At 67.2% G+C, this 26,956-nt stretch carries 31 protein-coding genes, 1 tRNA gene and 1 pseudogene; 24 read left to right on the top strand and 9 right to left on the bottom strand.

Translation table 11 applies throughout. The features are described from left to right. The first annotated feature begins 28 nt into the window (after positions 1-28). On the top strand, positions 29-1,585 hold the full coding sequence (locus tag OHA61_RS27400) for a serine/threonine-protein kinase (RefSeq protein WP_406305255.1): 1,557 nt from the start codon (positions 29-31) through the stop codon (positions 1,583-1,585). 180 nt (positions 1,586-1,765) lie between these two features. Beyond that, the gene (locus OHA61_RS27395) at positions 1,766-2,035 is read left to right on the top strand and encodes a hypothetical protein (RefSeq protein WP_361909555.1); all 270 of its coding nucleotides are present in this window, start codon (positions 1,766-1,768) and stop codon (positions 2,033-2,035) included. Between the two features lie 121 nt (positions 2,036-2,156). On the opposite strand, the gene OHA61_RS27390 is transcribed toward OHA61_RS27395, so the two are convergent. The 3 genes from OHA61_RS27390 to OHA61_RS27380 form a co-directional block, all read right to left on the bottom strand. Next, positions 2,157-2,708 carry a tellurite resistance TerB family protein gene (locus OHA61_RS27390; protein WP_324979208.1) on the bottom strand — a complete coding sequence of 184 codons (552 nt, stop codon included), beginning with the start codon at positions 2,706-2,708 and terminating at the stop codon, positions 2,157-2,159. 301 nt (positions 2,709-3,009) lie between these two features. Then, a complete protein-coding gene (locus OHA61_RS27385; RefSeq protein ID WP_266476800.1) occupies positions 3,010-3,297 on the bottom strand; it encodes a DUF3303 family protein in 288 nt (95 codons plus the stop codon). Positions 3,298-3,492: 195 nt separating this feature from the next. Beyond that, positions 3,493-3,930 (bottom strand): hypothetical protein, encoded by a 438-nt coding sequence (locus OHA61_RS27380; RefSeq protein WP_406305254.1) that lies wholly within the window; start codon positions 3,928-3,930, stop codon positions 3,493-3,495. 223 nt (positions 3,931-4,153) lie between these two features. Here OHA61_RS27380 and OHA61_RS27375 point away from each other — a divergent pair, with 223 nt between their 5' ends. Continuing rightward, on the top strand, positions 4,154-4,690 hold the full coding sequence (locus OHA61_RS27375; protein ID WP_406305253.1) for a GNAT family N-acetyltransferase: 537 nt from the start codon (positions 4,154-4,156) through the stop codon (positions 4,688-4,690). A gap of 105 nt (positions 4,691-4,795) precedes the next feature. Then, a complete protein-coding gene (locus OHA61_RS27370) occupies positions 4,796-4,957 on the top strand; it encodes a hypothetical protein (RefSeq protein ID WP_406305252.1) in 162 nt (53 codons plus the stop codon). Positions 4,958-5,013: 56 nt separating this feature from the next. Here the strand turns inward: OHA61_RS27370 and OHA61_RS27365 are convergent, their stop codons facing one another. The 4 genes from OHA61_RS27365 to OHA61_RS27350 form a co-directional block, all read right to left on the bottom strand. Further along, positions 5,014-5,433 carry a hypothetical protein gene (locus OHA61_RS27365; RefSeq protein ID WP_406305251.1) on the bottom strand — a complete coding sequence of 140 codons (420 nt, stop codon included), beginning with the start codon at positions 5,431-5,433 and terminating at the stop codon, positions 5,014-5,016. A gap of 572 nt (positions 5,434-6,005) precedes the next feature. Next, a complete protein-coding gene (locus tag OHA61_RS27360) occupies positions 6,006-6,470 on the bottom strand; it encodes a hypothetical protein (RefSeq protein WP_406305249.1) in 465 nt (154 codons plus the stop codon). After that, positions 6,467-6,820 carry a DUF6221 family protein gene (locus tag OHA61_RS27355; RefSeq protein WP_406305248.1) on the bottom strand — a complete coding sequence of 118 codons (354 nt, stop codon included), beginning with the start codon at positions 6,818-6,820 and terminating at the stop codon, positions 6,467-6,469. Before OHA61_RS27355 ends, OHA61_RS27360 begins: the two co-directional genes overlap by 4 nt. Before the next feature lie 450 nt (positions 6,821-7,270). After that, positions 7,271-7,540, bottom strand: coding sequence for a hypothetical protein (locus OHA61_RS27350; RefSeq protein ID WP_406305247.1), 270 nt, complete (start codon positions 7,538-7,540; stop codon positions 7,271-7,273). 102 nt (positions 7,541-7,642) lie between these two features. On the opposite strand from OHA61_RS27350, the gene OHA61_RS27345 reads away from it, so the two are divergent. The 4 genes from OHA61_RS27345 to OHA61_RS27330 all read left to right on the top strand — a co-directional run bounded on the left by OHA61_RS27345 (position 7,643) and on the right by OHA61_RS27330 (position 15,027). Then, the gene (locus tag OHA61_RS27345; protein WP_406305246.1) at positions 7,643-8,002 is read left to right on the top strand and encodes a hypothetical protein; all 360 of its coding nucleotides are present in this window, start codon (positions 7,643-7,645) and stop codon (positions 8,000-8,002) included. Positions 8,003-8,171: 169 nt separating this feature from the next. Continuing rightward, positions 8,172-10,190, top strand: a complete 2,019-nt coding sequence (locus OHA61_RS27340; RefSeq protein ID WP_406305245.1) for a bifunctional polysaccharide deacetylase/glycosyltransferase family 2 protein — start codon at positions 8,172-8,174, stop codon at positions 10,188-10,190. Positions 10,191-10,857: 667 nt separating this feature from the next. Further along, the gene (locus OHA61_RS27335; RefSeq protein WP_406305244.1) at positions 10,858-13,773 is read left to right on the top strand and encodes an NACHT domain-containing protein; all 2,916 of its coding nucleotides are present in this window, start codon (positions 10,858-10,860) and stop codon (positions 13,771-13,773) included. Between the two features lie 462 nt (positions 13,774-14,235). Then, the gene (locus tag OHA61_RS27330) at positions 14,236-15,027 is read left to right on the top strand and encodes an NUDIX domain-containing protein (RefSeq protein ID WP_406305243.1); all 792 of its coding nucleotides are present in this window, start codon (positions 14,236-14,238) and stop codon (positions 15,025-15,027) included. On the opposite strand, the gene OHA61_RS27325 is transcribed toward OHA61_RS27330, so the two are convergent. Beyond that, positions 15,011-16,144 (bottom strand): XRE family transcriptional regulator, encoded by a 1,134-nt coding sequence (locus OHA61_RS27325; protein ID WP_406305242.1) that lies wholly within the window; start codon positions 16,142-16,144, stop codon positions 15,011-15,013. The genes OHA61_RS27330 and OHA61_RS27325 overlap by 17 nt on opposite strands. Positions 16,145-16,495: 351 nt before the next feature. On the opposite strand from OHA61_RS27325, the gene OHA61_RS27320 reads away from it, so the two are divergent. The 12 genes and pseudogenes from OHA61_RS27320 to OHA61_RS27265 form a co-directional block, all read left to right on the top strand. Then, positions 16,496-16,837 carry a hypothetical protein gene (locus OHA61_RS27320; protein ID WP_406305241.1) on the top strand — a complete coding sequence of 114 codons (342 nt, stop codon included), beginning with the start codon at positions 16,496-16,498 and terminating at the stop codon, positions 16,835-16,837. A 5-nt stretch (positions 16,838-16,842) separates the two neighbouring features. Then, entirely contained in the window at positions 16,843-18,204 is a 1,362-nt protein-coding gene (locus OHA61_RS27315; RefSeq protein WP_406305240.1) for an FtsK/SpoIIIE domain-containing protein, read from the top strand. Positions 18,205-18,348: 144 nt separating this feature from the next. Then, positions 18,349-19,008: a DUF2637 domain-containing protein gene (locus OHA61_RS27310; protein ID WP_406305239.1), complete on the top strand. Its 660-nt coding sequence runs from the start codon at positions 18,349-18,351 to the stop codon at positions 19,006-19,008. A gap of 10 nt (positions 19,009-19,018) precedes the next feature. After that, the gene (locus tag OHA61_RS27305; protein WP_406305238.1) at positions 19,019-19,273 is read left to right on the top strand and encodes a hypothetical protein; all 255 of its coding nucleotides are present in this window, start codon (positions 19,019-19,021) and stop codon (positions 19,271-19,273) included. 20 nt (positions 19,274-19,293) lie between these two features. Continuing rightward, on the top strand, positions 19,294-19,485 hold the full coding sequence (locus OHA61_RS27300; protein ID WP_406305237.1) for a mobile element transfer protein: 192 nt from the start codon (positions 19,294-19,296) through the stop codon (positions 19,483-19,485). Positions 19,486-19,504: 19 nt separating this feature from the next. Then, positions 19,505-19,699, top strand: a complete 195-nt coding sequence (locus OHA61_RS27295) for a hypothetical protein (RefSeq protein ID WP_406305236.1) — start codon at positions 19,505-19,507, stop codon at positions 19,697-19,699. A gap of 23 nt (positions 19,700-19,722) precedes the next feature. Next, on the top strand, positions 19,723-20,037 hold the full coding sequence (locus tag OHA61_RS27290; protein WP_406305235.1) for a SpdD-like protein: 315 nt from the start codon (positions 19,723-19,725) through the stop codon (positions 20,035-20,037). A gap of 93 nt (positions 20,038-20,130) precedes the next feature. After that, complete coding sequence (locus OHA61_RS27285) at positions 20,131-20,337, top strand: hypothetical protein (protein ID WP_406305234.1); 207 nt, start codon at positions 20,131-20,133, stop codon at positions 20,335-20,337. A gap of 329 nt (positions 20,338-20,666) precedes the next feature. Continuing rightward, a complete protein-coding gene (locus tag OHA61_RS27280) occupies positions 20,667-21,968 on the top strand; it encodes a replication initiator (RefSeq protein ID WP_406307481.1) in 1,302 nt (433 codons plus the stop codon). Continuing rightward, a complete protein-coding gene (locus tag OHA61_RS27275) occupies positions 21,965-22,177 on the top strand; it encodes an excisionase family DNA-binding protein (protein ID WP_406305233.1) in 213 nt (70 codons plus the stop codon). Before OHA61_RS27280 ends, OHA61_RS27275 begins: the two co-directional genes overlap by 4 nt. Next, a complete protein-coding gene (locus OHA61_RS27270) occupies positions 22,177-23,166 on the top strand; it encodes a tyrosine-type recombinase/integrase (protein ID WP_406305232.1) in 990 nt (329 codons plus the stop codon). The genes OHA61_RS27275 and OHA61_RS27270 overlap by 1 nt, the downstream gene beginning before the upstream one ends. Continuing rightward, positions 23,049-23,327, top strand: a pseudogene (locus OHA61_RS27265) (tyrosine-type recombinase/integrase); the annotation flags it as partial. The gene OHA61_RS27270 and the pseudogene OHA61_RS27265, both read left to right, overlap by 118 nt. A gap of 100 nt (positions 23,328-23,427) precedes the next feature. Here the strand turns inward: OHA61_RS27265 and OHA61_RS27260 are convergent. Next, positions 23,428-23,502 (bottom strand) — tRNA-Val (locus OHA61_RS27260). Between the two features lie 191 nt (positions 23,503-23,693). Here OHA61_RS27260 and OHA61_RS27255 point away from each other — a divergent pair. From OHA61_RS27255 to OHA61_RS27240, 4 genes are all read left to right on the top strand, one after another. Continuing rightward, positions 23,694-24,485, top strand: coding sequence for a DUF4097 family beta strand repeat-containing protein (locus OHA61_RS27255; RefSeq protein WP_406305231.1), 792 nt, complete (start codon positions 23,694-23,696; stop codon positions 24,483-24,485). A 71-nt stretch (positions 24,486-24,556) separates the two neighbouring features. Then, entirely contained in the window at positions 24,557-25,930 is a 1,374-nt protein-coding gene (locus OHA61_RS27250) for a hypothetical protein (protein ID WP_406305230.1), read from the top strand. A gap of 120 nt (positions 25,931-26,050) precedes the next feature. Further along, on the top strand, positions 26,051-26,695 hold the full coding sequence (locus OHA61_RS27245; RefSeq protein WP_406305229.1) for a DUF4383 domain-containing protein: 645 nt from the start codon (positions 26,051-26,053) through the stop codon (positions 26,693-26,695). Between the two features lie 9 nt (positions 26,696-26,704). Beyond that, positions 26,705-26,926 (top strand): zinc ribbon domain-containing protein, encoded by a 222-nt coding sequence (locus OHA61_RS27240; RefSeq protein ID WP_406305228.1) that lies wholly within the window; start codon positions 26,705-26,707, stop codon positions 26,924-26,926. Positions 26,927-26,956: the final 30 nt, after the last annotated feature.

Below are 26,956 nucleotides of genomic sequence, written 5' to 3'. Positions count from 1 at the left end.
CGTGCAGGTGTGAGGGGGCGGCGGGGGCGTGGAGTTGCTGGAGGGGTCGGACCCGGGGGCCATTGGTGGTTATCCGCTGCTGGCGCGGCTCGGTGAGGGCGGCATGGGGCTGGTGTATCTGTCCCGGACGGTGTCGGGGCGGCCGCTGGCGTTGAAGACGGTGCGTGCCGAGTTCGGGCGGGATCCGGGGTTCGAGGAGCGGTTCGCGCGGGAGATCCGTAACAGCGACCGGGTGCGCTCGCCGTGGACCACCGCGGTGGTGGACTACAGCCCTGTGGGCCAGCGCCCGCAGTGGCTCGCCACGGAGTATGTGGCCGCGCCTTCGTTGGCGGAGTGGGTGCAGCGGTACGGCCCGCTGCCCGAGCGGTCCGTACTGGCTCTGGCGGCCGAGCTGTGCGGGGCGCTGGGGGCGGTACACGCGGCGGGTCTGGCACATCGGGATGTCAAGCCGTCCAATGTGCTGTTGGGCCGCCGAAGCCCTTTGCTCATCGACTTCGGGATCGCGCGCGCGGCGGAGGACTCGCGCCACACCATGACCGGCGGCGTGATCGGTTCTCCCGGTTATCTGGCGCCGGAGCAGGCGAGTGCCGGGGGTTCGGGTGCGCCGGGTGATGTCTTCTCCCTGGCTGCGGTGCTGGTGTACGCGGCGACCGGACTGGGCCCGTTCTCCCACCGGGGCGAGGAGGTCTCGGCGGCGGTGTTGCTCTACCGCATCGTGCACGATGAGCCGAACCTCGACGGGGTTCCGGCCGCCCTGGTCTCGCTGCTGCGGTCCTGCCTGGCCAAGAACCCGCAGCAGCGGCCTGCGGTCGGCGCCGTCGGCGCGATGCTGGAACGCCTGGGCGGCCGGACCGGTACCTGGCCGCAGTTGCTGCCCGACGCGCTGGAGAGGGATCTCGCGGTACGGGAGGAGGAGGCGCACGCCTTGGTCTCCGCAGCAGTGCAACCGCCGCCGGTGGCGCCCGTGTCACGTGCGACTGCGGATACCCCGGCCTCTGACGGCGCGGGCGCCACCGCCCCGCCGACTGCCACTTCCCAGCGACGGCGGCTGTCCGGCCGTACCGCATGGGCGGCTGTCGCAGGGACCGTTACCGCGGCCCTGATCGCCACGGCGAGCACGCTGCTCGTGCAGCATTTCTCCGGCGATGACGCATCCGGCGCGACGCCTTCGCCGTCGCCCACCGTCGCTTCTCTTCCCGCGTCCTGGACCGGCACATGGGTCGGCACCGGCCCGGGCACCCCAAGGGCCGACGGCGTCACCCAGGCCCGGACCGGCCGGTTCGCCGTCACCCTGACCCTCCACCCGGCACTGCGCGGTGAACTGGCGGGCAAGCAGGTCAGCAAGGTGACCGAAGTGGGCAGCGGCCGTGAGCTGGGCTGCACCGAGGCCCTGCAACTGCGGGAGGTGCGCAGGACATCGATGGTCTTCGAGGCGGTCACCAGCCGCCCCACCGACCAATCGGCGTCCTTCTCCTGTCCCAAGGGCAGTATCTACATCGTCACGATGACCGGCCGCGACACCCTGGGCCTGGGCGACGAAGGTGCCCAGTCCGCCGGCGCGCCGTCCACCCTCACCCGGCGCTGACGGACGCGGCTCACACCCCACACCCACCGCCGGTGATCGGCCCCTGACCAGGCAACTCGGTCAGAGGGCCTGTCTCTTTGGCATTGTCCGCCGGCGACGCTGTTCCGCGCTGTCTGCCGGCAGGCCTCGTTCGGCCCGGTGACGACGACGGACTCCCTGGCCTGCTCCTATGCTTCGACCATGGCTCTGTGGATGTCCTGGGAAGTCTCGCCGATCGCCTCGGCGGGTGAGGATGTGGGCGACATCGAGGGCGCAGTGGAGGCTCTTGATCAGTCGGTGCGGCGGATTCAGGAACGAGCCACGCCCCCTGGCCACGCTGCGGTCCTGGATGAATCGGCGCGAGTCGTCCGCGATCTGATGCTCAGCGACGGCCGCGCGGCCGTAGAACGGGGAGAGCGCTGGACGGCCAAGGTGGGAGAAGTCGAAGTGACGCTGATTCCGCGTACGTGATGACCCCAGCGGCTGCTCAGCCTCCGGTTCATTCGGTGCTGCCCAGCGCGGTCATCGGGGTGGTGGCGCGGGTGGGCGCGGTCGAAGGGTCACCGACGGCGACAGGCGGTGGGGCCGGTGGTCAGATGCCGAACTCCTGCGGGGACAGACCGAGTACCGAGCACGCCTCACGCAGAACCTGCTCCTCGGCCGGCGCGACGAATCCGTCCGCACCGGCGACGACGAGGCCGGTCTGCACGACCGCCCTGGCCTCCGTCGGCTTCTTCGCCGCCTTGGCGATCTCCTGCATGACCTCCGCCTTGCCCTGCTGGAAGTTGAACGCCAACTGGTCGACGTGCTTGTTGAACCGCTGCCGCAGCTGGTCGGACGGGAAGTTCTGCAGGACGTCGTTGTTCAGGATCAACGACTCCACATGCTGCCGCTCGGCCGGATCGACATGCCCGTCGGCGGCCGCCACCAACGCGCACATCGCCATGCTGGCATCCCGGTAGGCGCCACTCTTCAGCTCGGCCTTGAGGGAGGTGAGCTGAGACTTGAGCGTGTTCACCAGCTGAGCCCGCGATCCGCCGGACGACCCCGCACCCGGCCGCCCATGTCCGCCGGAGCCCCGCGTCCCCTGCGACTGCTGCTGCAGATTCTTGGCCTGGTCCTTGATCCGATCCCACATCGCCACTCGTGCCACCTCGGCTTCTGCCCATGTCGTTCCGGTCGTCCCGCGATTTCGCGCGTCCTCCTGCCAACGCCTCCCGGCCCCGCCGAAGTTCCGCGCTCGGCCTGCCGTGTCGCCGGGTGCGCGAAGCCCGGCCGTGCGTGACCGCCCTCGTTGACGTCGGACATGGATGTCAAAGGCCCCCGGCCGTGATCGGCTGGGGGCCTTGAAGGAAGAGTCAGGCCGCCTCTCGATGCCGAACCACGGCGGGCGATCGCTGGGGGTCTCTCAGGCTGATCAATGTGCGGTCGCCGAATCAGCACCGCTACTTCAGGGCAGCAAGGCCCCTCTGCAGATCCTCGAGATTCATGACCGGCTCAAATGTGACGTCGGCGCCCATCTCCTGGAAGAACGGATCGGCGATGGAGGGGAGCTGCGAGCTGTCCTGCATGTCGAATACGAGAATCATGGAGCGCCCGCCCTCAGGGGTGAAGTAGGCGGCTTCCGGCTTCAGCCGCTCGATGGCTGACTTCACCGACGCGGGCATGGCTCCCCCCTTCGTCACCTGATTCGACATCTGGGTGTCCATGCGGGCTTTCATCATCATCCGCATCGCACGCTCTCCTCGCGCACCACGACCTGCGCGGTTCCGTCCGCGCTCGCTGGGATCCGGTGCTTCCCGCTCAGATTCCCCTCGCTGATCACCGGCCGCAACATCTCCTACGCCCTACGTGAGCCGGGCGAGGGCGACGCTGCCACCTGCAGACATCTGCAAGGTCGGTGGAGGGCTCCGCCCCGCCTCCGACTCCTACGCCCCGTCGCCTGCAGCCAGGTGTTCAAGCCCCAGCTTGGCGAGACGAGACCGGATGGCGCTCGGCTGTCGGCCGAATTCATCGGCGAGCTCGGCCGGATCGGTGGCCCCTGCTCGGTACCGGGTCAGGAGGCGTTCTTCATCCCGCGACGACCATGGCTGATACGCGTTGGGGTACTTGGCTCGTATGGCCGCGGGATCTTTCGGTTGACGGCTGCTGCCACGAGGGCCTGCCGGAGCGACCGATGTGATGTCGGGCAGCGGGTACCGGGCAGCTTCGACACCGGCGAGCCACAGGACGGCATGGTTGCCTTCGAAGGTCACCAGATCGGCGGGCACGTTGACGGCGCGCCGCAAGCAGTCTTCATCGTGCGGGTCGGGCAGGAAGTCCGTGAAGGTGACACGGATGATCGGTTGTGAGTCGCTGGTCGCCATGGACGCAGCCTGGCTGAGCATGATCGCCGGGGAAAGGGACTGTTGCGCCATTGCGGCCCGCCTGCGGGCGGCGCGCGATGACCAGCGGACAGGCGCCGGAGCGGAGCGGCCACCCGATAACCGGCCAGGTCCAAGGGCGGGGCAAGCAGTCCAGAGTGGCGAAGCACAGGGGCTCGATATAACCGATCGACACCCTCGTCCTTGATCGGGTTGGCTGGATGGCATGCCAGAGCTGCGAACCGATCGCCTTCTGCTCCGCCGGTGGCGGGAGTCCGACCTCGAGCCGTGGGCGGCGATGAACGCCGATCCCGAAGTCCGAGAATACCTGGGGGAGTTGCTGACACGGGAGCAGAGCGATGCCGCGGTGGCACACATGCAGGCCGTGTTCGATGGGCGAGGTTTTGGGTGGTGGGCGCTGGAAGCACGGGAGACCGGCGAGTTCATCGGGCGCGTCGGATTGGACGATGTGGGCGAGGACATGCCGTTCGCGGGGGTGGATATTGGCTGGCGGCTGGTGCGTTCGGCGTGGGGCCACGGTTACGCCACTGAGGCCGCCCTGGCCTGCCTGGCATTCGGCTTCGAGGTACTCGGGCTGCCGGAAGTGGTCGCGTCGACGACCGTCAACAACCTTCGTTCCCAGGCCGTGATGCGCCGGATCGGTATGACGCGCGACCCGGCCGACGACTTCGAGGATCCGAGCGTGCCCGAAGGGCCGCTTCGCCAGTGCGTGTTGTACCGGACGGCCCCGCCCAGTCGTTGATCGCGTAACTGCCTGGGGAACGGAGAGCGGACCTGGTGACTTTCAGGTACTCCCATCAGTGTCGGCCCCGCCCGCCGAGGGCCGGGCGGGGCCCAGCCGTGCGCAGTGCCACGGGCCGATGACGGGACCTGGGAGAAGGTGTTCACCGCCCTGCTCGCCCACGCCGACACCGAAGGCGCCCTGGACTGGGTGGTCGCGGTCGACTCCACGATCGTCCGTGCTCACCGGCACGCCGCCGGGGCCCGTCAAAGGGGCCCCGGTCGGTGAGCCGGCCGGCCATGGCCTCGGACGGTCCCGCGGCGGTCCGACCACGCAGATCCGGCCTAGAGCTTTGCGATGTCCTTGTGGACCAGTTCGGAGCCGTGGTACGCGGCCAAGCGCACCTTGAGCTGATAGCCCTTCGGCGCCTTGATAATCCGGTTGGGCGTCTCCAGCAGGTTGTTGCCGTAACAGGGAGGCTCGGAGTTGAGGGCGTTCCAACCGTCCCCCACGTCCTTCGGGTCGTTCCACTCCACCCAGACGCAGTCGGGCTCGCCGGAGTAGGCCTCCACCGAGATGATCTTGACCGAGTTCACCGCGCCGTCGACGTGCTCATAGGTCACCGTCGCGGAATTGAGGTGGCGGCCGGCACCGGCCACCAGGTTGACCGTGCTGGCCGCGGTGTCGGCAGCGGCCGGAGCCACTCCTCCCGCTACCGTCGCGGCGACGACCGCGACGGTGACAGACAGGGCAGGAAAGCGCATGATCCGTCTCCACGAAGCTAGTTGAGGAAGACTCACCTTGTGAGAGTGACTCCCGTGGGAAACGCGAAGCCTGCGACTCCGCCGTCACACGACGAGAGCCTCGGATATCCCGCCCCCCAGAACGCCCTCACCCTCTCCCAGAGCAACGGCCTCGCACATCGGTGAAACCACTGAGTTCGACTACGTAAGCGCGCGTTAACCTCGGCGTTTCATGACGGTCCGTCGGGTGTTCGGCGGGCCGTTTCGGCTGTTCAGGCTGAGTGTGGGCAGGTTTCGGAGCCGGCTCACGCGCGGTGGGCGGCGGGTTCCACGGCTCCGCTGGGTGGTGCGGGTGGCGTAGGTCAGGCGAGATCCGGAAGCTCCCCTTGGGGGTGTCGCCGTCAGGAGATCGGAGTACTCAATGACCCAGTCGAGCAATGGCGCGACGGTTCTTGGCGCACGAGTTTGGAAGGTCCCGTATGCGGACTGAGCCTGACCTGCACGTCCGCTGACCTGCGAGGGAGCGATGGTTGCTCCACACTCCCCCTGGCTCCCCCTCGCCCCCACCGGATCGGGCACGCGAGGGGCACGCCTCAGACGCCCGCGCCGGCCACCCACTCAGCCCTGAGGTCCGCGCACAGGATGCGTACCGTTGCGGTCGTCAGCCTCAGCTCGTGACTACATCCGGCCTCATCTGGCAGGACTTCGTCCAGACGAACGGAGCTGAAGTCCGACAGCTCGATCGACTCCCCGTCGTCAGCCGCGATCTGAACGCTCTTGACTCCGCTGTACCGAATCGTGAGCACGTCCTCCTCACAACCTGACCCGGCGAAACGGATCTCGTACTGCCCCAGTGAATCGGCAGCGGCGGGCAACGCCTGGGGCCTCAGGTCCTTGATGCAGCGAGGTGCCGAGAAGTCGTAGTGCTCCGGATGTGAGGCGAAGGCACGTGCTCCGGGCGGAAGGGCCAGCAGCAGCTCCGGGAGCTTGGAAACGTACGGACTCGGGTCGTGCCAGAAGATTCCCCGGCCCTGCTGCTCGACGACTGCATACTTCACGGTTCCCCCCTCTGCTGACGGCTCAACGTACCTGGGAGGCGTGACGATCGCACACGGGTCCGATGGCACGCCCGCCGACTCATCCGCACCGCCTGGACCCTCGGTGCACTCCGACCGCCCGCGCCGAATGGCGACGCCTCGTCGTATTGGCAGTCGCTGCGATTGTCCCAGGGCAATGCGGGATCGCCGATCGGTGGGCTGAGCGTGTGCCGCGCCGGAACACGGCGCTTGGCTTCTACGTCGCGAAGGACGCGGGCGGGATCGTGAAGCGCCACGTGCTGGGCGATCGTTGGGTGGAATCTGGCAGAAGCCCACCGTGTCTCCGTGGGCACTCCACTGTCCGCAGTCATCGCCGTCGCATCGAACGGCCAGCTCGGCCTCCTCGTCCAACCGAGCTCGCAAGAACACCACCACGTCATCTCTCATGAGCGCATCCTCGAGGACGGGGCACGCCCTTTACACCCGCTTTAGACATGGGCGCCGTGTTTGTACTGATAGAGCGATATAGCGCAGCTTTCCAGCCGTTTTGTCATGGAGGGGCTGGGGACTTCGAGCCGGTATCGTCCTCCGTTGCGTCGCAGGTCTCCCGAGTCTCTATACTCTGCGCCCATGTCCTGGCAGCCTCAACACGGCAACGGTGCGTACGGCGCAAGCGGCGCCAATGGCGTGTACCACGCGGAGCAAGCGAACCTCGCGGACGGCGCCAATGGCGTGTACGCCGGGAACGGCGCCTACCAGGACCGTGGCGACACCCAGGGCCTGCCGCTCGTGCCCCACCGGTACGGCGACAGCCCCCTGGCTTATGGCGGATACGTGGATCCGGCGGCCGGCAGGGGTGGCAGGAGTCGGCTGCGACCGGTCACGGGGTTGCGCCCGGCGATGCTTTCGGCCACCCCCGAGGCACGTACGCTGACGGTCACGATGCGTACGGTGGCGGCCACGACACCCATGAGGGGGGCTTCGGCCCCCATGAGACCGACCATGGGGCCTACGGCATCGAGCACGACCGCATATATCGAGACGACGGATACGCCTACGGCACCGACGACGACCAGGACGACGCAGGGCACGCCGACGGCTCGGTCTTCGTCGATGCATCGGGCCGCCGCAGTCGGCTGATCCGCCGTGCGGCCCTCGCTGTCGCGGCGGTGTGTGGTGCCTTCATAGCCGTCGTGATCGCAGGTTTCTTCAGTCCGGCGCCTTCCGGCGGCGTGCTGCCCTGGAGCCAGAAGCAGGAGCCGGAACGGGAGCAGAAGCAGGAGGGCTCGACGAAGGCCACGGATCAGCCCGGCTCGACCGACCGGCCCACCGCCGGCCCTTCCGCCACGCCCGCGGAGTCAGCGGCCCCGAGCCCCTCGCCCTCGGTGAGCGCCACCAAGACTGGCGGCGAGACCACGGAACTGCCCACCAAGGCGCCTACGACCACGGCCGCCTCCACCACAAGCGCGCCGGGCCAGGGGAACTCCGGCGACCACCCCGGCGGCGGTCAGGGATCGACCAGCGGCCAGGGATCGACCAAGGGACCTAGGTGAGTCAGGCACAGCGCGACACCGGAACGAACCGCTCCACCGGCAGCAGCCGTTCTCCCCGCACCAAACGCTCGGCACGACTGCGGTGACCCGCTCAACGCAGACGGCGCCGCCTGCCAGAACCAACCGGCATGCCCTGCGGCGCGACCCCCGCGCCCACTGGCTGCTGCTAGTGCTCACTCTCGCAGTCGCCGCCACCGCGCTGCTGTTCAGCGGTTACGGTCGGCACGAGATAACGCCCACCGCCACCCCCGCACATCACTGCACCGCCGCCGCCCCCGCGGCGGTACGCACGGGCGGCCCCGTGCTCAGCGAGGCAGGCGGAAAGGCGCACAGCGCGCACCTGCCCGCCGGGAGGGTCTCCCTGACCTACGACGGCGGCCCCGATCCCACCTGGACTCCGCCACTTCTCGACGTCCTGAAGAAGCATCACGCCAAGGCGACGTTCTTCCTGTCCGGCACCCAGGTGGCCGCCCACCCGGACCTCGTGCGCAGGATCCACGGCGAGGGCCACGAGATCGGCTCGCACACCTACACCGACGCCAACCTCGCACAGGTCTCGGCGGCCCGCGCGCGGCTCGAACTCGCCATCACCCAGAACACCCTCGCCGGCGCCACCGGCCTCGGTACACGTCTGGTGAGGCTGCCGCACACCGGGGACATCTCGTCCATGTGCGCCGACCAGTGGGCGGCCGGACGGCGCGCGATCGACGACGGCTACATCCTGGTTGCCGCCGACGCCGCCGACCGGAGCACGAAGCGGGGTGCGATCCGCCAGTTCAGCGGCTCGCAGGAGGCCGTCGACGCCACCGAGAAACTCTTGGCGTCCGCGCCGCACAGCGTGCGGTTCACGACGGTCGGGGCGGCGCTCGGGATGAACGGCGCGAGCTACCCCGTCTCGGAGGCCACCGAGGCGAAGGGCACAGCCGTCCTGTGGGCGCAGACCCTGTCCCGCGGCTTCGCCGACTCCATGACCTGGTTGCTGGTGGCCGCAGGTGTGATCTCCCTGGGGCGCCTCGTGTTGCTGTTCACGGTCGCCCGCGTGCACGTGCGCCGCACCCGCCGGAAACGGCGCCGCGGCAAGCGGCTGCCACCGGTCAACGACCCGGTCACCGTGATCGTGCCCGCGTACAACGAGGAGGCAGGCATCGAGGCGACCCTGCGCTCGCTGCTCGCTTCCACGCACCCGTACATCCAGATCATCGTGGTCGACGACGGATCGAGCGACCGCACATTCGAGATCGCCGAGTGGGTCAGGCAGGCGGATCCGCGCGTGATGGTGGTGCGCCAGCCCAACGCGGGCAAGGCGGCTGCTCTCAACACCGGTCTCGCCTGGGCACACTTCGACATCGTGGTGATGATCGACGGTGACACGGTCTTCGAGCCGGAGGCGATCCGCAACCTGATCCAGCCGCTCGCCGACCCGCGCGTCGGCGCGGTCAGCGGCAACACGAAGGTCGGCAACCGGCAGGGCATACTCGGCCGTTGGCAGCACCTCGAGTACGTCGTCGGCTTCAACCTCGACCGCCGCATGTTCGACGTGCTCGAATGCATGCCGACTGTGCCGGGAGCCATCGGCGCCTTCCGTCGGCAGGCGCTCACGGGCGTCGGCGGGGTCAGCGAGGACACCCTTGCCGAGGACACCGATCTGACGATGGCGCTGTGCCGCATGGGCTGGCGGGTCGTGTACGAGGAGTCGGCGATCGCCTGGACGGAGGCGCCGTCCACCGTCCGACAGCTCTGGAAGCAGCGATACCGCTGGTGCTACGGCACCCTCCAAGCGATGTGGAAGCACCGCAGGTCGCTTTTCGAGAAGGGGTCGGCAGGCAAGTTCGGCCGCCGCGGACTGACCTATCTCGCCGTCTTTCAGACGCTGTTGCCGTTGCTCGCGCCGCTCGTCGACGTGTTCGCTGTGTACGAGCTGCTGTTCCAGAGCGCCGCCCAGGCGGGGGCCGTGTGGCTCGGCTTCACGGCCGTGCAGGTGATCAGCGCCCTCTACGCGCTCCGCCTCGACAAGGAGAAGTTCGAACCGCTGTGGACTCTGCCGCTGCAGATCATCGTCTACCGGCAGCTGATGTACCTGGTGGTGGTGCAGTCGGTCGTCACGGCGCTGCTGGGCAGCAGGCTGCGCTGGCACCGGATGCAGCGCACCGGTTCGGCGACGGACACGCTGCAGCGGCAGCCGGCGTGAGGTTGTACGGCCGGACACCTCCAGCACGCCGCACGAACGGCAATTCGACCGTCGACCGATGACGCCACGTCCCGGCGTGCTCGCCCTGCCCTCGCCGTAAAGTGCACGATCCCGGGTCGGAAGAGGCCCCCAGCCATGATCGGCTGGGGGCCTTTGCACTGGTGGGCGCGGACGGTTTCGAACCGCCGACATCTGCTTTGTAAGCCTGGCACCGCTCGCGGACGGGTCTTTGCTGGTCAACCGTGGAGCACGGCGCTCGTCCTGTCTGCGGCTGTCTGCACCTTGACGCGCCTCGACTGACCGTGGTTGACCGCTCGATCTGGCACGGATCTGGCACGAGCGCCGTCGCCGACACCTGCCTTGTAAGTTCGGCTGGTCGGCCGTCGCACCTGGTCCCGCCGTGGGCGACGGTGCTGCTGGCAGCCGCTCGATGCTGCTGCTGTCCGCCGTCGTTGATGTCAATCGTGGATGTCAGGCCGCCCCGGCGTGCGGCGGCAACATGGCCTGGCTGGCCAACATTGGCCTCATGTCTAGCGTCCTTCGGCCGAGCCGTTGGCCTCTATTACATGCCGCAGTCGAGTACCTGCGAGCTCGATTAATCCGAACATGTGCTTCATTCGGGTCAGATCTACCAAATGACCACCCTGAGCCTCTTGCCAGCACTACTATGCAGCCTACCAACGAAAGGAAACGTGAAGTGCTTACAGATCCCGTATTTCAGCAAGCCGCTGGCGGTGTTATCGCAAGTGTTGTAGCTGCAACTAGCTCCCGTTTTGGAGTGACGCTAAAAGGAATGGGAAATCGAGCGCTCAAGGAAGACGAAGAGATTGTAAAGTGGTTCAGCACTTATCGAATTGCGGAGAGGCGGCCGGAAGTTACGGATATCCCTGAAGGGGTAAGCGAAAGTGAATTGTGCGAGATTCTGCGCAGTGATGCTTTCCATTCCACCGTCCATGAACTGCTAGCCGCCCGACTTACCGACGCTACCGACGAGGAGATTCAAAGGATCCACGACATCTTTCGATTGACGGTGTCTTCCGTCAATCCCCATATTGAACTCGACGAAGTTTCTGATGCGCTCTTTGAATATTACGATGGCGAAATTTGCGAAATTGTCGGCAAGCTCCAAGGGGCGTCAAGTGAATTCCTCCCGAGGATCAAGAGTGAGGCCTACTCGGCCCGCATGATCTCTTCCTTGCGAGCCATTGAAAGACGTCTCAAATCATTCGATGTCTCGAATCCTAAAGAGGAGAGAGAGTTCATTCGGCGCTACCGAAACCATGTAGTGGAGAATTTTGGGAAGATTGAGCCTCCAGATTTCGAGAGGCGACGGCGCGTATCAATCGAGGATCTCTATGTTCCACCAGAGATCACAAGAATGGATTCCTCTCCCCCAGACGCAGTCAACACCTGGGAACTTGTTGACCGCATCGACAGGACGGTTCTGCTTGGAGACCCAGGAGGCGGGAAGACCACAACTTCTAATGTCATAATGCATTGGCATGCAAAGTCAAGCGATCACCGAGTACCGTTTCTTGTTACTCTACGCGAGTTCGCTTCTCAGGATCCTCCAGCCCGTTCCGTCTTGGGTCATATCGAGCACAATCTTGAGACGTTCTACCAGTGTCCGGCACCTAGCGGGCTTATTGCAAAGCTACTCCTGAACGGCTCAGCTCTCGTAATCTTTGATGGCCTTGACGAGCTGATCGATACGACTCGACGCGCCGAGGTGACGGCAATCGTGGAGCGATTCGGCTCAGAGTACCCCATGGCCAGAATTCTCGTCACCTCGCGCTTGGTTGGATATAACCAAGCGCGACTGGACGATCAGCAGTTTGTTCGTTACCGAGTCGGCGGATTCGATGCGGACAGGGTGGCCGAGTACGTTGGGAAATGGTTTTCCCAAGAGGATGGAATCAGCAGTGCAGAGAGTGAGCGTTTTTCATCCGCTTTCATGGATGAAAGCGCCCCCGTTTCAGATCTGCGGTCTAACCCACTGATGCTCGCCCTCATGTGCATCTTATATCGGGGAGAAGGGTCGATCCCTCAGAACAGACCAGAAGTATATGAGCAGTGCGCAAATTTGCTCTTCCGGAAGTGGGATGCGAGGCGTCGGATCCACACCGAGCTGCGCGCGCGTGCGCACGTGGAGCCATCTCTACGCCATCTAGCTCACTGGCTTTTCGTAAGAGAGGACAGCGAGTCTGCAGTCACCCAAAGAAACCTGATCTCCGAAACAGCCAACTTCCTACATCACCGCGGATTCGAGTCCAGGGAAGAGGCAGAAGAAGCTGCAGATGAGTTCGTCAATTTCTGCAAAGGGAGAGCCTGGGTATTCAGCGACACAGGCACAACTGCGAAAGGGGAGACTCTATACACCTTCACGCATCGTACATTCCTGGAGTATTTCACAGCCGGTTTTCTGGCGTCAGTGACCGACACTCCGGAACAGTTGGCGAAGGCGTTGGCTCCACGTGTCGCAAAGCAAGAGTGGGAAGTGGTTGCGGAGCTCGCCGTTCAGATGAAAGACCGTGCCGTGGACCAGGGAGCGGCAAGAATTTATAAGAATCTGCTTGCAGATCGGAGATACACATCTGTCCAGAGTCGGGCCAATCTGCTTAGCTTCCTTGCCTCGTGTCTACAATCAGTGGATCCCCCTCCCGCTGCTGTACGGGAACTCACTATCTCTATCCTGGACCATCTATTCCAGGGTGATTTGGATAGCGAAAATCGCTATGCGCCCCTGGTTTTGCTGTTGAGGCACGCAGGAACGTATCGCGAAATCGTTGCGAGTGAGATCAACTCTAGGATCGAAAGCCTCATTGTCTCAGGCGATATGGAAACCGAAAGGAACGCGCTGAGGTTGGCTGTTTGGTGTAGTCCTCGATACGGCTTCATCCTTCGAGGGCGACCGGGTGGATTGAGTGATGAAGTTGCGAGTTTCTGGGAGTCTTTCACCGAAGAAAACCAAAACCGGTACGCGTCAAATATCGTTGCAGCGGCCGAGGACGACTCTGGTTTCTTGTACCTTGCCCTGATCAAGGAGCTTGTGGATCTGGACGCCGTGCTGGCGACTGCTGATGGTTTTCACAAGCTCACGGCAGCCGGTCATCCGGCTGGGATTTTCGGCCTTATCTGGGGACCCTTTCTGCTGCACTCTATTATTCGTCTACTTAGGGCGGAGCCTGAGGAGTTCCCAACCCTCACCAGGAATATGGAGTCGGTTGGGCGTTACCTTCTAGTGCACCCAACCCCTCCGTGGCTCGGTCAGGACAGGACGGTGTGGTCGGGCTTCCTGCAGGAACGTTCTGGTGATGAGTCGCCACACTTGAGTCCCGAAGCGTTTCTTGGCGCAGCTGCATTGATGATCGGGATGGTCGAGTATTCCGGTAACGTCGGAATTCGGAGCGGACACCCGCAAGACTTGGGATGCCTTTCCGGGCTGCAACCCTATTTGATAAAACGCCTCGGTTTGGCGGATGTCGATCTCTCGCCGCTTCCTGTCCCGCAGGAGTTTCAATCAATCTTCGAGCGCTGGGCTGCCAGGCAATTGGATGTGACTGAGGGCCCAAATACGCGCTGACCAAGGTCGGTGGAGCGGGTTTGGCCGGTGTCCTGCCCGGTTTGGGGTCGAGCATGATCAGGGGGCCGTACGCTTGCCAGCTACTCGGGCAGGCTTGCCCCCCTGCCCGTAATTTGTCCGAGTGGCCCCCTGGTCTTGCTCGACGCGGGACCCGGACCGGGGAGGTGGCTAAAGCCGTGGAGCCGACCGCCCCAGCCCCCGCCGGCCTCTCTCTGACCGTTTGGTGTCCGCGCTCGGTGCGCCGCCGCCCGGCCGGGGGCAGCCGGGCGAAGACAAAGGCAGCCCCCGAGCCGGGGGCTGCGGCGCGCGCCGCGCTTGCGCGGCGCCTTGAACCCGTACAGAAGATTTCTACTCACCGCCTCCGCGGCGACCGTGGGGACCGTGATCGTCACCTGTTGGCGGTCAGTCTCGGCGGCTACGCTGGTCCGCGCCAGCTGATGACTTAGGGAGTGGGCTCAAGGGATGGGACCGAAGTCGGAGCGGGTCTACCGCACGATTCGCGAGTGGGTTGCGTCGGGTCGGCTGAAGCCCGGCGAGAAGCTGCCCTCTGAGCGCACCCTCGAAAAGGAGCTGGAGATCGGTCGCACCCAGCTGCGGACCGTACTGGCGAAGCTCGTTGCCGAGAAGGTGATCGAGTCGTACGCCCGCAGCTCCTACCGGGTCCCCTCCCGCGCTGTGAGTGTCGAGCGGCCGGACGATCTGGAGTCGTGGCAGATCCATGGCGAGCGGACTGTCTACGACAACCGCTGGGTGAAGCTGGCGCTTGTCGACGTTGAGCCGCCAGGTGTTGAGCGCTTCGAGCATCACGTTGTGCGGCTGCACCACGTCTCGATCGCAGCCGTACTCGATGACCAAGACCGAGTGCTCATGCTCTGGCGCTACCGCTTCGTGCCTGACAAGTGGGGCTGGGAGCTCCCTGGCGGAATCGTGGACGAAGGGGAAGACCCCCATGCGACCGCGCTCCGCGAGGTTGAGGAAGAGACCGGCTGGCGGCCGAAGTCGCTGGATCACGTGGTCACCTATCAGCCCATGGTCGGCATGGTCGACTCACCGCATGACATCTACGTCGGCAAGGGCGCGCAGCATGTCGGCGATCCGACGGACGTTGAGGAAGCTGGGCACGTTGCCTGGGTGCCGCTCTCGGACATCCCGGGGCTGATGGCCAGAGATGAGCTGATGGGCTCGGGCACCCTCGTTGCACTCCTGCACCTGCTGGCCGCGCGCGGCGAAGGAGCTCCTACAGCTTCTGCGTGAGCTGCTCGATACGTCGCCGGTGGCGCACGGACCCCGTGCGGTTGGCCAACAAGCGTGCCTGCTGTAGATGCTCTTGGGCCTGGGCGTGCTCCTCGCGCGCAAGGTGCGCTTGGGCAAGGTCGCATCGAAGGCCCGATGTGGCTCGTATGAACGTCGGGTCGGCTTCATCGAGCGCGGTGTAGAGGCTGCCGAGCGCTTCGTCGTCGCCCAGCATCGCGAGTGCGTTCCCACGCCATCGGGCCAGATGACCGCCGTTGAGGAAGATGCTCAGCATGTCCGCGTCCCGGGCCTCGATGCCCGCGGGCAGAACAGAGTCAGCCTTGTCGAGGGCGCGACGGCAGTCATCCGCCAGCCCGGCCTTGGCGCAGAGCTCCGCCTCGGCCGCGTACAGCCATGCCTGCAACCGCGGCGACATCTGGTTACCACCCAAACGCTGAGCCTCGCGTACGAGATCAACCGCCATCTCCGGTCGCCCGGCATCGTTGAGCACATACGCCTGCTCAGCCGTGGCGTGCGCGAGATACATCGGCTCGCCTGCCTCTTGCGCTGCCCGCTTGCCCAACTCGTAGTGTCGCCAAGCCCTTTCGACGCCTCCGGCATCAAGGGCTTGCCAGGCTGCGAGGGTGGCCGCTCCAGCGAGGGCGAGAGCAACAGGACGGCGTGTCTCGGGAAGGACAGCGAAGGTGAGCGCGTCCTCAAGTGTCGCCAGGTGTCCCGTCATCTGGTCGACGAGTGCCGCCGCGCCCATCTGGCGGTCGACCGTGCGCAGCAGCTCGGTCTGATCCATGAAGGTCTTCACCATCGTCAGACTGACGCTGCGTGCAGAGTCGATGCGGCTGATCAGGTCGTCGTAGCCGCCGACTACCGGGGGCGGGGCGGCAGGACTGTGCCGGCCGAATAGCTCCTCGTCGGTGACACCCAAAACCGGCCGCAGGATCTGGGCGTAGCGCTCGCTGATCGAGCGCTTGCCGTTCTCCCACTCCGAGACGTAGACGCGCAGGCTGGCGGTCGAACCGACGTCGAGCACATGCCGTCTCGCGTACTTCTCGATCTCGTGGATAAGGCGCGCTTGTGACCACTCGCGCGCGGTCCTCACCTCTCGCAGCCGGTTGAGCACCTGTACCGCCCCCGCTGGTTCCGACAGCTCCTCAAAGAAGCATGCCTCACATCGCAGCAGGTCGGCAGGGGTTAACAGGTCGGGTTAACGGTGCGGCAGTGAACCTCTGTTGGCTACCGGGTCGTTGAGCGGCGCGGTTCTCTAGAAGCGTCGCAGAAAGGCGAGTTGAGAAAGCCAGACGACGACATCGCTTGACAGCTGGTGCGCACCAGATGCAACCTACTGGTGCGCACCAGTTGGGAATGCAGAAGCCCTGCGGCGCTGCCACAGGGCTCCAACGACTCAATGCAGGAAGCGACGCCCTACCGCCAAGCAAGTCGTCGCTTCCGCCCCTACAAGGGAGCCTCCATCATGTCATCGTTCAAGATCGACACCTCGACCGCCGTCGTGTTCGTTGCGGTTGAGCCGAAGATGAAGATCATCAACAAGCAGACCGAAGAGGTCGCCGTCGACCGGGAGACCGGCGCGAAGATGATGACGGTCGGCCTGACCATCGCGGATGAGGGCGAGGCCAACCTCTACACCGTCTCGATCCCGGAGACGGGTGTTCCGGCGGGGCTCACGCTCGGCATGCCGGTCAAGGTCGTCGGCCTGAAGGCCCGTGACTGGGAGAACACGTTCAACGGTGAGAAGCGGTTCGGCATCGCGTTCCGCGCGGTCGCGCTGGTCGCCCCGTCCACGGCCAAGGGCTGAGCGCCGTGTCGGGAACCTGGTTCCTCGTCATAGCGCTGGTCGTCACCGCTGCGGCGCTGGTGCTGCGGAAGGTCTGCCCGGCCTGGTACTGGCGCACGTTCGGGGTCGTCTTCGCGATGCTGCGGGTGGTCTTCCGGTACTCCTCGGTCATGGACGCGTGCGGGCTCACTGTTCCTCCGTCCCGGCTGCGGCTGGCCCTGGCCCGGATGACGGGCCGCCCGGCTCCCGAGTCCCGGGTGCCGCGGATTCTGCGGATGCGGCCGACGCGTACCGGTCTGGTGCTGCGGCTGAAGATGCGGCCCGGTCAGGACGCGTTCGACTTCACGGCCTCCACGGACCGGCTGCGGCACTCGTTCTCCATGCACGGCATCACCTCGCGTGAGGTCAAGTCGGGCGTGGTCGAGCTGCGCATGACCGGCTACGACGTCCTGGCGCAGGTCCAGATGCCCGCGAAGGTCGAGCGCGAAGGGCTGCGCATCCCGGTCGCGCTGCGGGAAGACGGAGAGGTCCACTACCGCGACTATCAGGAGGTGCCGCACTCGCTGAACCTCGGCACGACGAAGTCGGGGAAGTCGGTCTATCAGCGCCACTTGGTCAAGGAACTCGCTGCCCGGCACGTCGCCCTGGTCGGCATCGACTGCAAACAGGGCGTCGAACTCGCCCCGCTGGCCCGCCGGTTCTCCGCCCTGGCCGACAACCCGGACGATGCCGCCGACCTGCTCGAAGCGCTGGTAGAGCGGATGGCCGAGACGTATCAGGTGATCCGGCGCGAGCAGCGGATCAGCGCGGACACCCCGGATGCGGAGATCACCGCCGACATCTGGGGCCTGCCCGAGCACCTGCGGCCGGTGCCCGTCGTCCTCCTGGTCGACGAGGTCGCCGAGCTGGCGCTGTTCTCCAACACCGCAGAGAAGAAGCGCCGCGAGCGGATCGTCACCGCCCTGGTCCGCCTGGTCCAGCTCGGCCGCGCGGCGGGGGTCTACGTGGAGATCTGCGGGCAGCGCTTCGGCGCCGAGCTCGGGGACGGCATCACGATGCTCCGCGCCCAGCTCACCGGCCGCATCTCGCACCGGGTCAACGACGAAGCCTCCGCCAAGATGGCCTTCGGTGATATCTCCCCGGATGCCGTGCTGGCCACGACACAGATCCCGGTCGAGCGCCCGGGTATGGCGGTGGCCGGTGACTCCACGGGCGGCTGGGTCCGCATCCGTACGCCGTTCACCTCGATGCGGCAGGCCGTGAACGCCTGCACCGCGCACGCTTACCGCGCTCCCGCGCTGGATGGCCTGGATGCCTTCCGCCCGGTGCTGCCCGCCCTGGTGCCGGTCGAGATCCCGGCCCCGGCGGTCGAGCCCGCCACGGCCTGAGCACATCCCGCACTCCGGTCGGCGTGACCGTCTCGCGCCAGGTCCCTACCCGAGCCATGCCCGAAACGATCCCCGCCGCTGCCCGGCGGCAGGCCATCTGCGCCCCGCCGGGCCCGGCCTCAACTCCCAAGGAGGTGAAGACCTGTGAGCCGCTCGATCCGCCCGGATGCCGTGCTCGTGCAAGCCGTGATCGCCGGTGCCCTGTCCTTCGCCCACCTGCACGACATCGCCGCCGCTGCCGGACAAGACGGCTGGAAAGCCTGGGCCTACCCGATCTCCGTGGATCTGCTGCTCGTCGCTGCCTGGCGACGGCTACGCATCCTGCGCAGTGCTGGCGGGCCGACCCGCTCGGCGTGGACCTGGTTCGCCGTCGCCCTCGCCGCGTCTCTCGGGGCGAACGTCGCCACCGCGGGACTGCTCGACCTGACGAACGTCCCGGCCTGGCTGCGGATCCTGGTCGCCGGGTGGCCTGCCCTGGCCTTCCTCGGCGGAACGCTCCTCGTCCACACACCCGCTGACCGCGAGAACACGGAGCCTGGGCCTCTGCCGGTGGTGGAGCCCGTGAGTGTGCCGGCCGATTCGGCACTCGAACCCGAGCTCGATGCGGTCGAGGCTCCCGAGCCGGTCCCGGCCTTGCCTGCACCACCGCCCGCTGACGTACCGCCCGCGCTCGTGGACCACGCCCGCAAGCTCGCCGATGCCTACCGCACCGCGACCGGCCACGCGATCGACGCCGACACCCTGCGCGACCGCCTCGGCCTGCCCGGCCCGATGGCCGACCAGCTCGCCGCTCACTTCGTCTGACGGAGGTCTTATGTCCAGCCACATCGCCGCCTCGATCAGCTTCCACCTGACCGAGAAGCCGTTCGTCATGTGCCACGACTACGGCACGAATCGCACCCCGATCCTCGCGGTGCAGGACACGCACGCCGCGCTGGCGCTCGCCGCCCGCGACGACCTCGCCCCTGCTGAGCACCTCAGGTTCGCGCGGGAACTGATGGCCGCCGTGAGTGCCTACGCCGCCGCCGTCGAGACCTACACCGCCGCCAGCGCCGCCCAACTCACCTGACCAGACAAGGAGAACCGCTGATGGTTGCCCGCGACTTCTTCCACTCCATCACCCGGATCGGCCCGGTGCAGATCGGCACCCACCGCGACCGTCACGGACGCACCAAGCACGCCGCGGTGTGCAGCAACGACAACTGCGGCTGGTCCTCCGACTTCACCACCCGATCCGCCGCTGAACTCGCCGCCCGTACCCACCGCTGCCGCGTCCACTGACCCCCAGGAAGGCCCTGCCGTGAACGTCGAACTTCCGCTGATCGTCTTGGTCGCCGTCTTCGGCTACTTCGGGATCAAGCTCATGCGCCCGCCGACCTGGCTGATCATCGTGCTCCTCCTCGGCGGCTTCCTCCTCGCCGACACCTTCCTCGCCCCGGCCATCGAGTCCGGCACCCAGACCGGCGTCGACGTCGTCAACGGCACCACCAAGTGACCCATCCAGAAGGGAGATCCACCATGCTCCGCCCACGCATCCCGACCATGCCCACCCCGACCGGAATCGTCGCCCCGATCGTCCATTCGGCTCCGATCGAGCAGCAGCACCAAGCCGCCGCGTGCGCCTGCCAGCACCCCGCCCCGGTTCGCGCCATGCCCGCGGTGCGGCTCAGCCCGGCCGGATTACTCGCCGTCGTCGGCGGTGGTGCCGCGGTCGTGCTCGTGGTCGGCGCGGTCCTGGTCTCGCTGCTGCTCGCCGTCGCCGTCACCGCCGCATCCGTCGCGGTGTGCGCCGTGGTCCTGCGCTCCATGGTCAACAACCCGCGCCATCGCTGACCGGCCCTCCGGGCGGCCCTGAAACCGCCAAGTCTCCGCCGCCCGGACGGCCCAGCCCCTACCCGACTTCATCAACCGGAAGGACTTCACATCATGCCCCAGCCCAGCCATGCCCCGGCTCGTGTCTGCCCCGGCTGCGACGGCTTCGCCTCCGCCGCCGTCACCCTCGGCGGCCGCGACCGCAACGGCAACCGGCGCACCATCACCGCGCACTGCCGCACCTGCCAGGGAACCGGGACCGTCCCGCCCCTGCGCCAGCTCCTCGACGCTGCTGCTGCCGCCGCCTTCGCCCGCCGATGACGGCCCCAGCCGACCTCTCACCCACCGTCGACCACCCCGGCGTGCACGTCGCCAAACCGCCAGGGACTACCCCGCTACCGGCTCCTACGCCTGCTGCTGCGGTACCTCCGGCCGCGCCCAGGGCGATGACAACGTCCGCGACCTGGTCGCCGAGTGGATCGACCACCGCAACACCTGCCCCCACCGCTGAACCCCTGCCGGGGCACCCCGCCGCTCCCACGGCCGGTGCCCCGGCATCCCCCGATGACCTCTGAGAGGAGGACCCTTCCTTGACCACGACCGCGCCGCCGCCCGTGGGCGACCTCGCCTTCCTCGCCTCGCTCGGCACCATGCCCGGCCTCATGCGGCAGCTGCGGGGCCTGGGCGGCTGCACCACCCCAATCCGCCTCGACGGACAGCGCACAGAGCACACCCTGAACACCGTGACCGGTGAGATCGGCCCCGTCGTCCACCACTTGAACTCCTCCGACCTGCCCGCAGGGAACCTCCTGGTCCGGTGCAACAACCGGCGCGCCACCCGCTGCGCCGCCTGCGCGGAGACCTACCGCCGCGACACCTACCAACTGATCACCGCAGGCCTGCGCGGCGGCAAGGGCACCCCCGAGGCAGTCGCCACCCACCCGCGGGTGTTCGCCACCTTCACCGCCCCAAGCTTCGGCCCCGTCCACAACCGCCCCACCAAAGGCCGCTGCCGCTGCGGGATCCAGCACCCAGACGACGCACCCGAGCTGGGGACCCCGCTCAACCCCGAGACGTACGACTACGAAGCAGCCGTTCTGTGGAACGCGCACGCCTCCAAGATCTGGGCCCGGTTCTCCATCTACCTCCGCCGCGAGGTCGCCAAGCGCGCCGGACTCAGCCAACGCGAATTCCGCGATCACGCCCGCGTCTCCTTCGCCAAGGTCGCCGAATACCAGCGCCGCGGCGCGATCCACTTCCATGCCGTGATCCGACTCGACGGCCCCGAAGGCGGCGACACCGCACCCCCGGCCTGGGCCACCGCTGAACTCCTCGCCGACGCCATCCGCGCCGCCGCTGATGCCGCAGATGTTCCCGGCCCCGTCGTCGACGGCCGCGCCCACACCTTCGCCTTCGGTACCCAGCTCGACATTCGCCCGATCCGCTCGGCCGACTTCGACGGCGCCACCGAACTGACCGAACGCGCCGTCGCCGCCTACATCGCCAAGTACGCCACCAAAGGAGCAGAGACCGCGACCGGCACCCTGGACCGCCCCATCAAGTTCCTCGCCGAACTCGGCCGCAAGTCCATCCCCGAGCACGCACGCCGACTGATCCGCACCGCCTGGACCCTCGGCGCCCGCAAGGACCTGGAAGACCTCCGCCTGCGCGCCTGGGCCCACATGCTCGGCTTCCGCGGCCACTTCTCCACCAAAACCCGCCGCTACTCCACCACCCTCGGCGCACTCCGCACCGCCCGCGCCGAATGGCGACGCCTCCAAGCCGCCATCGCCCACGGTGACGAAAACCCCGTGCCGGCCAACTCGGACAGTGACGAAACGACGCTCGTCCTCGCGCACTGGGCCTTCGCCGGAACCGGACTCACCCGCGGCGAGGAATGGCTCGCCGCCTCCATCACCCCCGACAGCACGGAAGGAGACATGGCCGCATGACTGACCGACTGCTCACTGTGGAGCAGGCCGCCCAGCTTCTCGGCACAACCGCTCGCTTTCCCCGGCGGCTGATTGCCGAACGACGGATCGCCTTCGTGAAGGTGGGGCGGCATGTCCGCATCCCTGAGCGCGCGTTGACGGACTTCGTTGCGGCCAACACCGTGCAGCCGATCACCACGAGTCGCCGTCGCTTCGGGGCGGTGGCCTGATGGCGAACCGGAAAGGCAAGCGTCGTCGGTTCGGCGCGGTGCGCAAGCTGCCGTCCGGCCGCTTCCAGGCGCGGTATCCGGGTCCGGACGGCCTGTTGCGTTCCGCGCCGGAGACCTTCCCTTCCCAGACCGACGCTGATCGCTGGCTGGTGCGCAAGGAAGCCGAGATCATCGAGGGTCGCTGGCAAAATCCGGACGAGAAGGTCGTGTTCGGTGTCTACGCCGAAGCCTGGTTCAAGGAACGGGACTACGCCGCCACCACTCGGGAACGCAACGGCAGCGCCCTGCGTCTGCACATCCTGCCCACCTTCCAGCACGCCGTACTGAGTGAGATCACGACACCCCAGATCCGACGTTGGCGCGCCGAGCTCCTGGCCGCGGCTGTGGGTGAGCCGACTGTGGCCAAGGCCTATCAGATCCTTCGAGCCATCATGAATACGGCGGTGGACGACGGCGTGATTCAACGGAATCCGTGCCGCATCAAGGGCGCTGGCGCCGCGAAGACCGCCGAACGGCCGTTCCTGGAAGTTGCGGAGGTCTTCCAGCTCGCCGAATCTGTGCCCGCGAGATTTCGTGTGCTCATCCTCCTGGCTGCGTTCACCGGCCTGCGCTTCGGAGAGCTGGCCGCTCTCGAACGTCGTGACGTCGACCTCGAACGGCGCACCGTCTCAGTGCGTCGCGCTCTCGCCGAGACTCGGACGGACGGGCTGCTGATCAAGGCTCCCAAGAGCGCGGCTGGCGTCCGTACCGTCGCGTTCCCGGCGTCACTGACGGCTGAGCTGGCTTTGCATCTCGACCTGTACACCGAGTCGAGTCCAAGGGGCGAGTCTTCACCGGGGCACGGGGAGGCCAGCTTCGCCGGAACAACTTCCGCCGCGTCTGGCTCCGGGCTGTCGAGAAGGCCGGACTCGGCGACGTGCACTTTCACGACCTCCGGCACACGGGCAACACCCTCGCTGCCACCGGCGGCGCAACGACGCGTGAGCTGATGCAGCGCATGGGGCACTCGTCGGTTCGGGCCGCGCTGATCTATCAGCACCTGGTCAACGGACGGGATCAGGCGATCGCTGCTCACGTCGATGAGCTGATCAAGAAGGTTCGGCCAGCCGACTCCCCTGCTGACGATCCCGAGGAAGCATCTGGCACGTAAGTGGCACGACGCCCCTCCCCCGCCGCCGTCGCGGAGGAACGAATAAGGCCCAGGCTCCCGGTTCGCTACCGGTGACCTGGGCCTTCGTCGTGCTTCCTTCTGGTGGGCGCGGACGGTTTCGAACCGCCGACATCTGCTTTGTAAGAGCAGCGCTCTACCCCTGAGCTACGCACCCGTGGATGAGGCAACAGCGTACATGGCAGATGGGGGCGCGCTGCAAACCCGTTCCCCGTGACCAGGCCGCTACTGGGGCTATCCCCACCCCGCACTCGGTGGTCCCCCGGATCGTTCCACCCCTGTCCCCGCTCATACGGTGAGATCACATCGGCGATACCGCCTGAACCAGACCTGGGGGAAACGATCACCATGGACGCACTCCGCACCCGCCGTGCCCGCCGTGCCGGCCGTCGGGCGCTCGTTGTGTTCGGGGGCGCCACGGTCCTCGGCCTCTCGCTGACCGGGTGCGGGAGTGCCGATGCCGGGGAGGCGCCCGTCGAGAAGCGGGCGTTTCCGTTTGCCGGGAAGGCGCTCACCATCGACAGTGACGACTCCGACATCGAGCTGCAGCCCGCCGATGTGAAGGACGTGCAGGTGACCCGGCAGGTCGACGGGTGGGTGTTCCTCGGGAACGGGCCCGAGGCCACCTGGAAGATGGAGGACGGGAAGCTCACCCTCCGCGTGAAGTGCGATGCCGTCGCCAGTGACTGCGAGGCGCGGCACATCGTAAAGGTGCCCCGCGGCGTCGCCGTGACCGTTGAGGATGACAACGGGAGCGTGACCGCCAGTGGGTTCGACACCGCGCTGACGATCCGGTCCGACAACGGTTCCGTGACGGTACGGGATTCCAGCGGGCCGCTGGAGCTCGACAGCGACAACGGGAACGTCGTCACCGAGCGCGTCAAGGCCCGGACCGTGAGTGTCGACTCGGCGAACGGGGACGTGAGGCTCGGGCTCCTTGCCGCGCCCGAGCGGGTCGAGACCGTCAGTGACAACGGGTCGGTCCTCATCGAGCTGCCGCGCTCGGGGGCTCCGTACGCCGTGACGGCCAAGAGCGAGAACGGCGACGTGGACGTCGACGTGCCGAACGACAGCAGCAGCTCACACGTCGTGAAGGCGCGCAGCGACAACGGCAAAGTCACTGTGCGAAGCGCGAACTAACCGGCCCGTGTGTTCGTCCTTACCTGGTGGGAGAATGAACCGGGCAGGGCGACACAGCACGGGAGAGGGATGTGACGGCGACACACGCGCGGCCGCACGCCAGAGCGCAGGCGCGAGCGAGTGCCGTCCGGGACGTCCTCGCGCTTGTGCTGTTGCCCCTGCCGTTGATCGCCGTGGCGCTGCCGGGCACGTTCGCCGGCGGGGGGACGCGGCGCTGGTTCGGCGGGCGGGGTGAGAGTCACCGGGCCGATGCGCAGGCCGCGAAGGATGCCGCGGCCGCCGCCTTCTACGAGCTGGACACCGCCCAGCGCGATCTGCGGATCTCGATCGAGACGATCAGTGCCGTCGACAGTTCGCCGGGGGCTCGCCGGGCCGTGGACGACTTCGCCGCGCTGGGGCAGCGGATCGACGAGGCGAGCGATCGGTACATCACCGCCGTCGACGCGCACGATCTCGACCGGGACGATCTGGAAGCTTCGGTCGCCACGCGGGCCCGCGGGGAGCTGGACCGGGCCAAGGACGAGCTCGTACGGGTCAAGGGCGATCTCGACCGGTTCGCCCAGGGGCTCGGTCCACTGCTCGACAAGGCGGAGACACAGCTCGCCCGGCTCGCGCCCGCCGTCGAGCGGGCGAGACAGGCGCTCCTTTCCGCGAGCAATGCTCTCGATTCGGTGCGGAGCTCCGGACTGCGAGCAGATCATCTCGCGGCCCGACTCGCGGCCCTCGCCCCTGAGCTGACCATGCTCAATCAGGGCGCGGGCCGGCACGGCGTCGCCGAGACCCTCCAGCGCGCCGACCGGGTCCTGCGCGACGCCGAAGCAGTACGGGCCGAGGCCGAGCGGCTGCCCGAGCGCGCCGCCGAGACCGACAAACGCCTCGTCTCCCTGCGTACGCGCGCCCAGGCCCTCACCAACCGCGCCGGATCCGTCGAGCCCGTCCTCAGCGAGCTCCGGCGGCGCTTCTCCGCCGCCTGCTGGCAGGATCTGCAGCCCGTCCCCGAGCAGGCGGCAATCAGCGTCCGCCAGGCCGAGGACAAGCTCACGGAGGCGGCGAAGGCGCGCGACGAGCAGCGCTGGGCGGATGCGACGGCCCTGCTCAGTACGGTACGGGCGCTGCTGAACACCACAGACGAAGCCGTATCTGCCGCAGGCGACCGGCTGCAGCGGCTCAATGCCGTGGCCAAGGACCCGCAGCAGGAGATCGAGCGCACCCGCTTCGCCATCCGCGACGCGCAGCGCCTCGCCATGGCCGGGCGCAACACCCCCGATCCCCGGCACGCGCGGCCGCTGGACGACGCCGTGGGGCGGCTGGAGCGGGCCGTCGCGGGGCTCGAGAACCGTCACCCCGACTACTGGCACTTTCTGATGGAGACCGAGGCCGTGCGGAACACGGCCGCACGTGTGGTCGAGCAGATCCGCGACGAGCGCGGCGCGGGCCACGCCTGAGCGACGTCCACCCGGCGGCCTGGCCCAGGCCCTCCCTTCGGCCCGGCCCCGAACCCACCGATTGAACGCTGTCGCACTCGGGCGGATCCTAGGAGTACGTACGTCCAAAGGAGGCCGGACATGGCCGCACACGTACCGCTCCCCAAAACCAGCCGGACCGCGAAAACCAGCCGGAACGCGCCCCTGCTCGACGAGCACCTCCCCGTCGACCACCGGCTCAACCAGGTCTACCGCGTGGGCGCCGGGCTGATGGGGCTCGTGCTGCTCGCCTTCGGGATTCTCGGGCTCATCGACGAAGTCGGCTTCTTCGACACCGACGGCGACACCGTCGCGGGCCTCAACACCAACGGCGCGCTCAGCGTGCTGTCCATCTGCATCGGCCTGCTGCTCTTCGTCGGCATGGTCATCGGCGGGAACTTCGCCTCGACCCTCAACATGGTCCTCGGCATCGCCTTCATCCTCAGCGGCTTCATCAACCTCGCGCTGATCGACACGACCTTCAACCCCCTCGCCTTCGAGATCCAGAACGTCCTGTTCAGCTTTGTGGTCGGCGTGCTGCTGATGTTCTTCGGGATGTACGGCAGGGTCAGTTCGACGCTGCCGCACGACAACCCGTACTGGAAGGCCCGCCATCCCGACCGTGCGGCCCAGGCTCAGTCCTCGGCCCAGGCCGACGCCCCGGCCTCGACCCAGGCCCAGGAACAACCCGCCCGCCCCGCCGAACCAGGACCGGGCCCGACACTGGACAAGGGGCAGGGCAGCTAGCCTGAGGCCATGCCTCGTTACGAATACAGCTGCCGCAGCTGCGGCGACACCTTTGAAGTGAACCGGCCGATGGCCCGGTCCTCCGACCCGGCGAACTGCCCCGCCGGACACGAGGACACCGTCAAGCTGCTCTCGGCCGTCGCCGTCGGCGGTACGAAGTCCGCGCCCGCGCCCGGCGGCGGAAACCCAGGCGGCGGAGGGGGCTGCTGCGGGGGCGGCTGCTGCGGCTGACGCCTCCGATCACCCCCGCGCGGCCACCCC

This window comes from Streptomyces sp. NBC_00885 (assembly GCF_045207475.1).
In the GTDB taxonomy this organism is placed as follows: domain Bacteria; phylum Actinomycetota; class Actinomycetes; order Streptomycetales; family Streptomycetaceae; genus Streptomyces.
This window is presented reverse-complemented; position numbering and strand designations above follow the sequence as displayed.